Origin of the sequence: Faecalicatena contorta (genome assembly GCF_021531995.1) — a bacterium.
Taxonomy (GTDB): Bacteria; Bacillota; Clostridia; order Lachnospirales; family Lachnospiraceae; genus Dorea_A; species Dorea_A contorta_A.
Genome location: NZ_JAFBIZ010000094.1, coordinates 1 through 12,408 on the forward strand (window position 1 = coordinate 1; position 12,408 = coordinate 12,408).

The following is a 12,408-nucleotide window of genomic DNA, read 5'->3' on the forward strand; positions in this document are numbered from 1 at the left end:
ATAACAACGAATTATTTGTCTAATTAATAACAAATATTGAAAAAATCAATATCATAAGGTACTATTAAATCAGGTGATACACAAAAGAGTACCGACAGCCATGCCGATACTCTTTTGTATTGTCATATAAGTTATAACTAAAAAGTGCATGTACAAAGCAAAGTCAAAGAAAAAGAGAAAAGGGGGAATTGTATGCTGGAAGCTATTAATTCTGTTGTAAATGCTATTAATGGTGTTGTATGGGGATGGCCGATGATCATCCTGTTACTCGGAACACATGTGTTCCTGACATTTCGAACTGGTTTTATTCAGAGATATACCATTACAAGGGGGATCAAATTATCTATTACAAAGGATCCGGATGCAGAGGGTGAGGTATCTCAGTTCGGAGCATTGGCGACGGCTCTTGCGGCAACGATCGGAACTGGTAACATCGTTGGTGTAGGTACCGCAATTGCTCTCGGAGGCCCGGGTGCAGTGTTATGGTGCTGGTTGACGGGTGTGTTTGGTATTGCTACGAAGTATGCAGAGTCTTATATAGCTGTAAAGTACAGAGTAAAAACAGAAGATGGACGTATGCAGGGCGGTGCAATGTATGCGCTGGAAAGAGGCCTGAACATGAAGTGGCTTGGAATGTTGTTTGCATTGTTCGCAGGGCTTGCATCATTTGGAATCGGTTGTGCCACACAGGTAAACTCTATTGCAGAAGTGTGTAAGACGAACTTTAATATTCCGCCGGTAGCAGTCGGTATTGTGATTGCAGTTCTTACAGCAGTTGTTATCTTTGGCGGAATTAAGTCAATCTCACGCGTATGTGAGAAACTGGTTCCGTTTATGGCTGCGTTCTATGTATTTGGATGTATTATTATTTTATTTATGAATTACGATTATATCATTCCGGCAATCGGTGTTATCTGTAAACTTGCATTTACACCGGGTGCAGCGGCAGGTGGTCTGGTAGGTGCAGGCATTACAATGGCAATTCGTTTTGGTGTTGCAAGAGGTCTGTTTTCTAATGAGTCAGGTCTTGGTTCTGCTCCGATCGCGGCAGCTGCAGCACAGACAAGAAATCCGATTCGCCAGGCTCTGGTATCTTCTACCGGAACATTTTGGGATACCGTTGTTGTATGCTTGATGACTGGTCTTGTACTTGTAACAACAATCATGAAGAATCCTTCTATTAATGCAGATTCTGTAGATAATGGAGGACAGCTGACATCACTTGCATTTGGTCAGATTCCGGTGATAGGACCGATTATTTTGACACTTGGTATCATCTGTTTTGCATACTCTACTGTTCTCGGATGGGCATATTACGGAGAACGTTGTATTGAATATGTAATTGGAAGAAAGGGACTGATTCCATATCGTATTCTGTATGTCGCTGTTGCGGCAATTGCACCGATCGTAGCACTTGATCTTGTGTGGCTGATCGCAGATACTCTGAATGCTTTGATGGCTATCCCGAACCTTGTGGCAGTCCTTCTTCTGTCTAATCAGATGGTACAGGATACAAAGAAGTATATCAATAATCTGGACGCAAAAGATGATACACCGATTCCAATTATTAAAGATTAATAACGATTAAAAATAGAAACTTTGACTTGACAAATGCACTTTGTTGAAGTAAAGTAAGTATCATAAAAGAAATACATAAACCGTTGAGAAAGAAGAGTAGCTTACAGTGAGACATTTCAGAGAGCAGCAGGTGGTGGGAGTGCTGTATGAAACCGGTAGGTGAATGGCCTTTCGAGGGCAGCTGGAAATCCATAAGATCAGGAAAGTATAGTGTGTCGGGAACCGAACCCGTTATCAATCAGGAGTGTATGTTAGTACATGAGAAAAGTGGACGATTCGTCAATTTGAGTGGTACCGCGATAATTTATGATATGATTACCGCCTCAAACCTGTTGGTTTGGGGCGGTTTTTTCGACAGGAAATGATCCTGTCATACCATCTCAACTTTCTCTCCTAACAAGTGGGTGCTGGCTTATGCATTCCACAACATCAAATAGTATCAAAAAGAAAAGGAGAATGAAACAATGAAAAAAAGAGTAGTAGCAGGATTATTAACAGTAGCAATGGTAGCAGCAATGGTATCGGGATGTGGAAAGTCTCAGGATACATCCAATGAAGCAGAAGAGACATCTTACACATTGGGAATTATCCAGTTTGCAGAGCATGGCTCTCTGGATAACTGTCGGGAAGGATTCTTAAATGGTCTGGAGGCAGAAGGAATTGTGGAAGGCGAAAATCTGACGGTTGATTACAAGAATGCAACTGCTGATATGGGAAATGCAAAACAGATCTCTGACAGTTTTGTGTCTGATAAGGTAGATATGATCTGTGCGATTGCGACACCAACTGCGCAGAGTGCATATAATGCAGCCATGAATGAAGGAATTCCGGTTATTTATACAGCAGTTACCGATCCGGTTGCAGCAGAGCTTGCAGAGGAAGATGGAACACCGGTAGGAGAAGTGACAGGTACTTCTGATAAGCTTCCGGTAGAAGAACAGTTAAAAATGATTCGAAATATGCTTCCGGATGCAAAGAAACTGGGAATCATGTATACAACAAGCGAAGCAAATTCTGTATCTGCCATTAAGGAATATGAGAGTCTGGTAGAAAAATATGGATTTGAACTGGTGGAAAAGGGAATCACATCTACAGCAGATGTTGCTCTTGCGGCAGAAGATCTGGTAAGCCAGGTGGATTGTATCACAAACCTGACAGATAATACGGTAGTTGCTTCTCTTCCAACGATTCTGGAAAAGGCAAATGAAAAAAATATCCCGGTATTTGGAAGCGAAATTGAACAGGTGAAGATTGGATGTCTTGCAGCAGAAGGAATTGATTATCTTGCACTTGGAGAACAGACGGGTAAGATGGCTGCACAGGTATTAAAGGGAGAAAAGAAAGCATCTGAGATCAATTTTGAAACGATCACAACACCAGGTTTCTATGTAAACTTAAAGGTTGCAGAAAATCTTGGAATAACAGTTCCGGATGAACTGGCAGATACAGCAGTAGAAAGCTTCAGCGAGATTACTGCGGAATAAATCATATATTTGGGGAGGCGACTTCATGAGTTTTATCATATCCATATTAGAGCAGGGATTGATCTATGGCATTCTTGCACTTGGTATATATATCACATATAAGATTCTGGATTTTCCGGATCTTACAGTCGATGGAAGTTTCCCGTTGGGGGCGGCGATTACAGCTGCCCTTATTACGCGTGGAATCAATCCATACCTGACATTACTTCTGGCATTTTTATCAGGGGTTCTGGCAGGAATTTGTACCGGTCTGATCCATATCAAATGTAAAGTAAGAGATCTGTTATCCGGAATCATTATGATGACGGCGTTGTGGACTATCAATCTTTATATTGCAGGGACATCAAATGTTCCACTGTTTTCACAGAAAACGATCTTTCACAATGAACTGCTGGACCGGATAGTACCGGAGGTCTTGTCTCCATATATTACGTTGATTATTATTCTGATTCTTGCTATGATATGTAAGGTATTACTTGATCTGTATCTTCAGACAAAGTCGGGGTATCTTCTCCGGGCAGTCGGAGATAATGATACACTGGTCGTGTCTCTTGCAAAGGATCAGGGAAATGTTAAGATCCTTGGTCTTGCGATTGCGAACGGACTGGTGGCTCTTGCCGGATGCGTATTTGCTCAGGAGGAGAGAGTATTTGAAATCTCCATGGGTACCGGAGCGATGGTAATCGGACTTGCGAGTGTAATTATAGGAACCAGCATCTTCAAAAAGTTTTCTGTCCTAAAAACGACATCTGCGGTTCTGATCGGGTCTGTGATCTATAAAGCATGTGTGGCGATTGCGCTTCGGAACTTTGAACCACAGGCAATGAAGCTGATTACAGCAGTGTTGTTCCTGATCATTTTGATCATCAGCATGGAAAGAAAGACGAAGGTGAATAAAAATGCTTGAATTAAGGGGAATCCATAAGTATTATAATCCGGGCACAGTCAATGAGATGTGCCTGTTTCAGGACTTTAACCTGACAATTGAAAAGGGAGATTTTATGGCGGTTGTCGGAAGTAATGGCTCCGGAAAGACTTCCATGCTCAATATCATCTGCGGAAGTATTCCTGTTGAACAGGGGCAGATTCTGATCGGCGGAGAAGATATATCGAAGCAGAAAGAATATAAGAGAAATATGAGAATCGGCCGTGTATATCAGAACCCGGCTATGGGGACGTGTCCGTCCATGACGATTCTGGAAAATATGTCTCTGGCTGACAACAAGGGGAAGACGTTTGGGCTTGGAAGAGGTACAAACAAGGCAAGGATCGATTACTATCGTGATCAGCTCAGACAACTGAATCTTGGGCTGGAGGATAAGTTGAACGTAAAGGTAGGATCTCTGTCCGGAGGTCAGCGCCAGGCGATGGCTCTTCTAATGTCAACGATGACTCCGATTGAATTTCTGATTCTTGATGAACATACAGCGGCCCTGGATCCCAAAACAGCAGAGCTGATTATGAAGCTGACAGATCAGATTGTAAAAGAGAAGCAGCTTACGACGATTATGGTTACTCATAATCTGCGGTATGCGATTGAATACGGAAATCGTCTTGTCATGATGCATCAGGGAGAAGTAATACTCGATAAAAAAGGTGAAGAAAAGGCACAGATCGTAGTTGATGATGTACTGAAGCTGTTCAATGAGATCAGTATAGAGTGTGGCAATTAACGGTCTCTGTGCACAGAGAAAGGAATTACAAGATGGCAAAAAGAATCGCGCAGTTCTATAAGGTCAGTTATGATCAGTTTAAAAAAGGATATGTGGATGCATTCGGAGAGGCAAAAGAGCAGGAGATAGAGGCTGTCTATGAGGGAATTAAGCTTCCTAAAAGAGCAACGTCAGGATCGGCGGGATATGATTTTTATGCACCGGTAAAGATTGTGCTTGCTCCGGGGATGACAGCAAAGATTCCTACGGGAATCCGTGTTCAGATGGAAGAAAACTGGGTGCTTCAATGCTATCCGAGAAGCGGACTTGGATTTAAATACCGGCTTCAGCTGAATAATACGGTTGGAATTATTGACAGTGATTATTACTATTCTGATAATGAAGGACACATATTTTCCAAGATCACTAACGATACGAAAGAAGATAAGACGGTTGAGATAGAGGCCGGCACAGGATTCATGCAGGGGATTTTTGTGGAATACGGAATTACAATGGATGATGAAGCGACCGGTATCAGAAACGGCGGATTTGGAAGCACGACGGGAAGATAAAAAGTCGAGTGGACAGATGTATAATAATACGTGTTCTGGATATCCTATATCCCAGAAAAAGAAGAAGGTGGGATAAATGATGGGAAATTGCAGGACACGTGAACAATTTAATAAAAAAATTACTGCCTCACGGGAGGAAAACGCCGCACATATGAATCAGGTGCTCCCGCTGAAGGACAGTTTTGATATGATACAGAGAGACATTGTGATTGGAGGCAGAATGTCTTCTTTTTATTTTATTGATGGTTTTACGAAAGATGAGACGATGCTCAAGATCATGGATTCACTTCTGAAAGTTACGGAAGAAGAGATGCCTGCGGATGCAACGAGTTTTTCAAGAGAATGTATTCCTTATGTTGAAGTGGATATTCTGGGGGATTTTGATCAGGTGATGAAAAATGTGCTGTCCGGTGTAACCTGTGTGTTCATTGATGGATATGAGGCATGTATTGCGATTGACTGCAGAACTTATCCGGCGAGAAGCGTTGAGGAACCGGACAAGGACAAATCGCTGCGAGGTTCCAGAGATGGATTTGTGGAGACGATTGTATTTAATACAGCGTTGATGAGGCGGCGGATTCGTGATCCGCATCTTGTGATGGAAATGATAGAAGTGGGGGACAGTTCCCGGACGGATGTGGCAGTCTGCTATATGAGTGACCGTGTGGATCAGGAACTCTTACAGAATGTATCGAACCGGATTCGTGCGATTCAGACCGATGATCTTCGGATGAACCAGCAGAGCCTGGCAGAGTGTCTTTTTAAGCGTAAATGGTATAATCCATTTCCGAAATTCAAGTTTACAGAGCGTCCGGATACGGCTGCAGCCTGTCTTCTGGAAGGAAAAGTTGTCATTCTTGTGGATAATTCTCCGTCTGCGATGATATTGCCGACTTCAATCTATGATATGATTGAGGAGGCGAACGACTATTATTTTCCGACCCTGACCAGCGTATATCTTAAGATTTCCAGAGGACTGATCAATTTGACGACTATTTTTCTGACGCCTCTGTTTCTTCTGTTTATGCAGAATTTGAACTGGCTTCCACAGATGTTTGCATTTGTGGCTGTAAAAGATGCGGTCAATATTCCGCTGATCTGGCAGCTTCTTCTTCTGGAGGTTGCAATCGATGGTCTTCGCCTTGCGGCCCTGAATACGCCAAGTATGCTAAGTACGCCGCTCAGTGTGATTGCAGGTCTGGTTATGGGAGAATTTTCAGTGGCATCGGGCTGGTTCAACAGTGAAGTGATGCTCTATATGGCATTTGTGGCAGTGGCGAATTATACGCAGCCGAATTTTGAACTGGGATATGCATTGAAATTCATGCGTCTGGAACTTCTGGTCCTTACAGCTTTATTTAACTGGATTGGATTTGCTGCCGGAAGTATCCTGATCATTTGCAGTATTTGTTTTAATAAAACCTTGTCCGGAAGAAGCTATCTGAATGTAAAGCTGAATTGATACGGGGATTGAGTCTTGGGATTGGACAATTCGAGTACTGTGTGATAGAATAACCCATTGAGAATTATTATGTAAGAGAGGGATTATAATATGATGACAGGAAATAAGGACGAAAGGCTTGGAACTGCGCCGCTTGGGAAACTGATGGTTTCACTTGCATTGCCGGCGGTTGCGGCTCAGCTTATTAATCTGCTATATAATATTGTGGACAGGATTTATATCGGACATATTCATGGATACGGAGATGTGGCGCTGACCGGAGTCGGCGTTACATTTCCTATTATTATGATGATATCAGCATTCAGTGCTTTTTCCGGGATGGGAGGCGCTCCGCTGGCTTCGATTCAGCTTGGGAAAAAACAGACAGATAAGGCAGAGGAGATCCTGGGGAATTCTGCCTGCCTGTTGATTTTGTTTTCTATCGTTTTGACGATAGGGTTTTCGGTTTTTAAAACACCGATTCTGTATGCGTTCGGTGCAAGTGATACGACGATTACATATGCGAGGGATTATATTGGAATCTATCTTATCGGTACTGTATTTGTGCAGTTCGCATTGGGATTGAACTCATTCATCAGCGGCCAGGGAGAGGCCAGAATTGCGATGATGTCTGTTCTGATTGGTGCGGTGGTGAATATTTGCTTGGATCCGGTATTGATATTCGTGATGCACATGGGCGTAAAAGGCGCGGCACTTGCCACGATCATATCACAGGCGGTCAGTGCGGTCTGGGTAGTTCATTTCCTAATGTCAGAGAAGAGTGTTATGCGACTGAAAGTTCAGAATCTTCGATTGAAAAAAGATGTGGTGAAGTTTATTGCCGGACTTGGTATCTCTCCGTTTATTATGCAGAGTACGGAAAGCTTTGTGACGATTACGTTAAATTCCGGCCTTCAAAAGTATGGCGGAGATCTGTACGTCGGAACGATGTCTATTATGATGAGCATCATGCAGTTGATTATTATACCGGTTCAGGGAATTACACAGGGAATTCAGCCGATCATCAGCTATAACTATGGAGCAGGAAAAAAGGACAGAGTAAAAGGAACCATCTGGCGTCTGATCCTGGTCAGCCTGGTTGGGACCCTGGCTCTTGCAGGAATTGCGATCCTGAAGCCGCATGTGTATGCAAGTATTTTTACTAATAATAAAGATCTGGTGGATTTAACCTGTACCTATATGCCTTTATATTTTCTGGGGATTTCAATTTTTGGAATTCAGGCGGCATGTCAGACGACGTTTCTGGCACTTGGACAGGCAAAAGTCTCTTTATTCATTGCTCTGCTAAGAAAGGTGTTTTTACTGATTCCGCTTGCAATCTTATTGCCAAAATATATGGGAGTAATAGGAATCTATACTGCGGAACCGCTTGCAGACTTCATATCCGTGACTACAACGGCAATCTTATTTGTGATTACGATGAAAAAGGTTTTGCGTAATTTATAAGTAGGTGGTAAGATAAAAAAATGCAAGGAGGAAGAAGAAATGAATGAATATGTAATTACGATTAACAGTACAGCTGATCTGCCGATAGATTGGATCCGGGAGAATCACGTTCCGGTGATCCCATTGACTTTTACCATGGGAGGAAAGACATACCGTGACATGTTTGATATGTCCGCCAAAGAATTTTACGGAAGGTTAAGAGACGGAGAAATGTCGGTTACATCTCAGGTGAATCCGGACGCGGCAATGGAAATTCTGGAACCGATTCTGAAGGAAGGAAAGGATATTTTGCATCTTGCGTTTTCTTCCGGGCTTAGCGGTACGTATAACAGTATGCGAATTGCTGCGGAAGAACTTCGGGAAAGGTATCCGGAGAGAAAAATTCTGGTAGTAGACACACTTTGTGCAAGCCTTGGAGAGGGTATGATTGACTATAAGGCGATGGAGCTTCAGAAGGCAGGAAAGACTATGGAAGAGGTTGCGCAGTGGGTGGAAGACAATAAACTGAAAGTATGCCATTTCTTTATGGTGGATGATCTGAATCATCTGCAGAAAGGCGGAAGAATCTCAAAGACTTCTGCGGTGTTGGGATCAATGGTAAGGATCAAACCAATCATCTATATTGATAACGAAGGAAAGCTTGAAGTGATCCGCAAGGAGAGAGGAAGGAAAAAGGCTATCAGCAGGCTTGTAGATATGGCAATGGAAGCCTCAGAGGGTGTTGAGAATGATATTGTAATGATCCCGCATGGAGACTGTTTGGAAGATGCAGAGTATCTTGCAGATCTTGTAAGAGAAAAGATGGGGGTGGAAAAGTTCATCATCAATAACGTCGGAACGGTAATCGGAGGTCATACTGGTCCGGGAATTCTGGCAGTTGTATGTATGGGCAATCACAGATAAAAATATGAAAAGTGTAATGGCAGCATGAACAAGCACCAGATAATAAATGTATGGAATATATAAAAGATGACAGCCAGTGTGGGAATCTGATTGTCATCTTTTATTATACAATACTGTATTAATCCAGCAGATATTCTCTGGCGTATTTGATAAAAATCTTCATGGCCGGAGACATCGTTTTTACAGAAGAAACGGCCATTCCAAGATCCCGGTGACAGGCAGGCGTAAGCGGACGCTTTTCAAAGTTGCCGCTCAGTCCCCGAAGAACAAGGGATGGAAGAATGGTGATTCCGAGATTATGTTCTACCATAGATATTACAGTGAAATCATTGCTGGTTGTATATTTGATGTCCGGGCGTACATCTGCTTCTTTCAGGATCCGGCATACATCGTTGCCGTATGTGTAGTCAGAGACAACAAAAGGAACATTCTGATACCATTCAATGGGAATGATGTCATATTGGGAAAACGGATGACCTTTTGGAAATACAGCATACATGGGATCATTGAACACGTGAATGAATTCATAGGTTTTATTCTTGTGATAGCTGGTAAAACCAATATCTACTTTATGATTCTCCAGCCAGTCAGCCAGTTCGGCTTCTCCTCCTTCCATGATATCAAAGAGGATCTCAGGATATTTTTTCTGGAATTCCTGTATAATCTCGGGGATCCAGTGGATCGAGCAGCTTACGTAAGCACCGATTTTTAAAGTTCCTTTTTTGGCGCCTTTTAAGAAGGATATCTCCTGATTCAAACACTCGTCTGCAGACAGAAGATTACGGATGCTGGGAAGCAGTTCTTCACCTGCAGCAGTGAGAGAGACTCCATGGTGTCCTTTATTGAAGAGAGGAAATCCGACTTCCTGTTCTACGGATTTCATCATCTGTGTGATACCTGACTGGGTATACCCAAGTTCCTCACCTGCTTTTGTAAAATTTCCGTGATCAACAACTGAAAGAAATATTTTCCATTTACGCAAATCCATGATGTAAGCTCCTTTATAAAGTATTTAAAGTAGTTATTTTTATATTACAGTTTCTTTTTTAGAAAAACAAGTTGTGTCTGAAAAAAAGAAACGATATAATGAAGGAAAATATAAGGGGTGTGATAAATATGGAAAAAAGTCTTGTGATTGACAGAAATATGAAAGAACACTGGCCGGCTGTGCGGGTGGGATGCCTGCAATATAAAGTTACAGTGGAAAAAAAGAATGAAGAGATGTGGACATATCTGAAGAAAGAGATATATAAAAGGACGAAAGATGAGATCTTTGATTACGGCGTCAATGAGATACCGAACGTTAAAGAATCACGGGCAGCATATAAAGCGTTTGGAAAAGATCCAAGCAGATATCGTGTGTCTTCGGAAGCGCTGATCCGCAGAATTGGTCAGGGAAAAGGATTGTATGAGGTGAATACAGTTGTAGATGTGAATAATCTGATCTCTGTTGAATCTGGATTTTCTGTAGGATCATACGATATAGCGCATATCGGAGATGAGCTGGTATTTCGTATCGGGGAAGAAGGAGAGACATATAAGGGAATCGGAAAAGAGGAAATTAAAATCGATCATCTTCCTGTTCTTGCGGATGAAAAGGGGGCGATCGGCAGTTCTACCAGTGATTCTGAGAGGGCAATGATAACGGAGAATGCAAAAGAGGTGCTTACGCTTATCTATTCTTTTTCGGAGAATCAGGATCTGGAAAAGGCGCTGATATCCGGGAAACAATACCTGGAGAAATACGCACTGGCAAAAGATGTAAAAAGCTGGATTGTAGAATAAAGAAAACAGGGACCGCTGCAAAATAAAGATGTATATTTGCAACGGTCCCTGTTTTGGGATAAATGAATCAGTTTATTTTAGATTGTAAATAAACCAAGTGCACTTGCGATGGAGCTTGCAAGAATCAGTACCAGAAAGATCGGAGCAATCCATTTGATTACAACAGTAAACATCTTTTCAGCACCGAACTTTGCACCGTCTTCTTTTACTTCTTCTGCAATTGTCTTTGGCTTCAGGATGAATCCAACAAAGATACAGGTGAAGAATGCCACGATCGGCATCAATACACTGTTACTTACAAAGTCCATAATATCCAGAACGGACATACCCATCCAGCTGATGAAACTCAGAGGACCGAATCCAAGAGAAGAAGGGGTACCCATAATCAATGCAAGAACAAAGACAAAGATACAGGTTCCGCGGCGCTGCCAGTGGAGCTTATCCATAAATATGGAAACAATGGTCTCCATCAGGGAGATTGCGGATGTAAGAGCGGCAAAAAATACAAGAATAAAGAACAGTGTTCCTATGGCTCCACCAAACCTCATACTGTTGAATACTTTCGGAAGAGTCATAAACATAAGACCAGGGCCAGCGCTTAACTGACTGCGGTCACCACCGGAGAAAGCAAATACAGCAGGAATAATCATAAGACCTGCAAGGAAAGCAACACCGGTGTCAAAGACTTCGATCTGTCTGACGGAACTTTCAAGATTATTGTCTTTTTTCATATAAGATCCATATGTAATCATAATACCCATAGCAAGAGACATGGAGTAGAACAGCTGTCCCATAGCAGCAAGGATCGTCTTGGCAGAAACATCTGCCATATGCGGTTTCAGATAATAAGCGAGACCTTCCATTGCACCATCAATGGTAAGACCATAGACTGCGACAAATAAGGTTAAAACAACCAGAAGCGGCATCAAAATCTTGCTGACCTTTTCGATCCCTTTCTCAACACCCAATAATACGATGATTGCAGTGGCTCCGAGGAATAATGCAAACCATCCAAGTGGTTCAAAGGCACCGCTGATGAATGACGGAAAATAACCGTCAGCAGCAGATTGGGACATATTGCCACTGATAAATACTGCAAAATACTTCAATACCCATCCTCCGATGACAGAATAATATGGGAAGATGATAATTGGAACTGCGGATGCAAGAATTCCCAGGAATCCGAACCGCTTATCCAGCGACTGGAAAGCGCCGATGGCGCTGAGCCCGGTTTTACGTCCGATAGCAATCTCGGCAATCATAAGACTGAAACCAAATGTGACTGCAAGAATCAGATAAATCAGTAAAAAAGTTCCCCCACCGTATTTTGCTGCAAGATATGGAAATCTCCAGATGTTGCCAAGTCCGACAGCGGATCCGGAAGCGGCCAGAACAAATCCGAGCTTGCTGGTAAAATTACTTCTTTCTTGTTGCATGTGAAAAAAACCTCCTCAATTGATAATACGAACATTCCTCAAATAAATTGCTCTATGGAATTGATTATGCCATGAAACAGAGCTTTTTTC

At 42.4% G+C, this 12,408-nt stretch carries 11 protein-coding genes and 1 other annotated feature; of the genes, 9 read left to right on the plus strand and 2 right to left on the minus strand.

Annotated elements, in window-relative coordinates:
• The first annotated feature begins 192 nt into the window (after positions 1-192).
• The 8 genes from JQM82_RS11760 to JQM82_RS11795 all read left to right on the plus strand — a co-directional run bounded on the left by JQM82_RS11760 (position 193) and on the right by JQM82_RS11795 (position 9,097).
• Positions 193-1,578 carry an alanine/glycine:cation symporter family protein gene (locus JQM82_RS11760; protein ID WP_235250529.1) on the plus strand — a complete coding sequence of 462 codons (1,386 nt, stop codon included), beginning with the start codon at positions 193-195 and terminating at the stop codon, positions 1,576-1,578.
• A gap of 74 nt (positions 1,579-1,652) precedes the next feature.
• Positions 1,653-1,907, plus strand: a binding site (T-box leader).
• A gap of 135 nt (positions 1,908-2,042) precedes the next feature.
• The gene (locus tag JQM82_RS11765) at positions 2,043-3,062 is read left to right on the plus strand and encodes an ABC transporter substrate-binding protein (RefSeq protein ID WP_235250530.1); all 1,020 of its coding nucleotides are present in this window, start codon (positions 2,043-2,045) and stop codon (positions 3,060-3,062) included.
• A 25-nt stretch (positions 3,063-3,087) separates the two neighbouring features.
• The gene (locus JQM82_RS11770) at positions 3,088-3,969 is read left to right on the plus strand and encodes an ABC transporter permease (RefSeq protein WP_235250531.1); all 882 of its coding nucleotides are present in this window, start codon (positions 3,088-3,090) and stop codon (positions 3,967-3,969) included.
• The gene (locus tag JQM82_RS11775; RefSeq protein ID WP_235250532.1) at positions 3,962-4,735 is read left to right on the plus strand and encodes an ABC transporter ATP-binding protein; all 774 of its coding nucleotides are present in this window, start codon (positions 3,962-3,964) and stop codon (positions 4,733-4,735) included. Before JQM82_RS11770 ends, JQM82_RS11775 begins: the two co-directional genes overlap by 8 nt.
• Before the next feature lie 32 nt (positions 4,736-4,767).
• Positions 4,768-5,286 carry a deoxyuridine 5'-triphosphate nucleotidohydrolase gene (locus JQM82_RS11780; RefSeq protein WP_235250533.1) on the plus strand — a complete coding sequence of 173 codons (519 nt, stop codon included), beginning with the start codon at positions 4,768-4,770 and terminating at the stop codon, positions 5,284-5,286.
• Positions 5,287-5,437: 151 nt separating this feature from the next.
• The gene (locus JQM82_RS11785) at positions 5,438-6,748 is read left to right on the plus strand and encodes a spore germination protein (RefSeq protein ID WP_235250534.1); all 1,311 of its coding nucleotides are present in this window, start codon (positions 5,438-5,440) and stop codon (positions 6,746-6,748) included.
• A 93-nt stretch (positions 6,749-6,841) separates the two neighbouring features.
• A complete protein-coding gene (locus tag JQM82_RS11790; protein ID WP_235250540.1) occupies positions 6,842-8,194 on the plus strand; it encodes an MATE family efflux transporter in 1,353 nt (450 codons plus the stop codon).
• A gap of 39 nt (positions 8,195-8,233) precedes the next feature.
• Positions 8,234-9,097: a DegV family protein gene (locus JQM82_RS11795; RefSeq protein WP_235250536.1), complete on the plus strand. Its 864-nt coding sequence runs from the start codon at positions 8,234-8,236 to the stop codon at positions 9,095-9,097.
• 118 nt (positions 9,098-9,215) lie between these two features.
• Here the strand turns inward: JQM82_RS11795 and JQM82_RS11800 are convergent, their stop codons facing one another.
• Positions 9,216-10,085, minus strand: coding sequence for a LysR family transcriptional regulator (locus JQM82_RS11800; protein WP_235250537.1), 870 nt, complete (start codon positions 10,083-10,085; stop codon positions 9,216-9,218).
• A 128-nt stretch (positions 10,086-10,213) separates the two neighbouring features.
• Between JQM82_RS11800 and JQM82_RS11805 the strand changes: the two genes are divergently transcribed.
• A complete protein-coding gene (locus tag JQM82_RS11805; RefSeq protein ID WP_235250538.1) occupies positions 10,214-10,882 on the plus strand; it encodes a B3/4 domain-containing protein in 669 nt (222 codons plus the stop codon).
• Between the two features lie 77 nt (positions 10,883-10,959).
• Here the strand turns inward: JQM82_RS11805 and JQM82_RS11810 are convergent, their stop codons facing one another.
• The gene (locus JQM82_RS11810; RefSeq protein ID WP_235250539.1) at positions 10,960-12,318 is read right to left on the minus strand and encodes a sodium-dependent transporter; all 1,359 of its coding nucleotides are present in this window, start codon (positions 12,316-12,318) and stop codon (positions 10,960-10,962) included.
• Between the last annotated feature and the right edge of the window lie 90 nt (positions 12,319-12,408).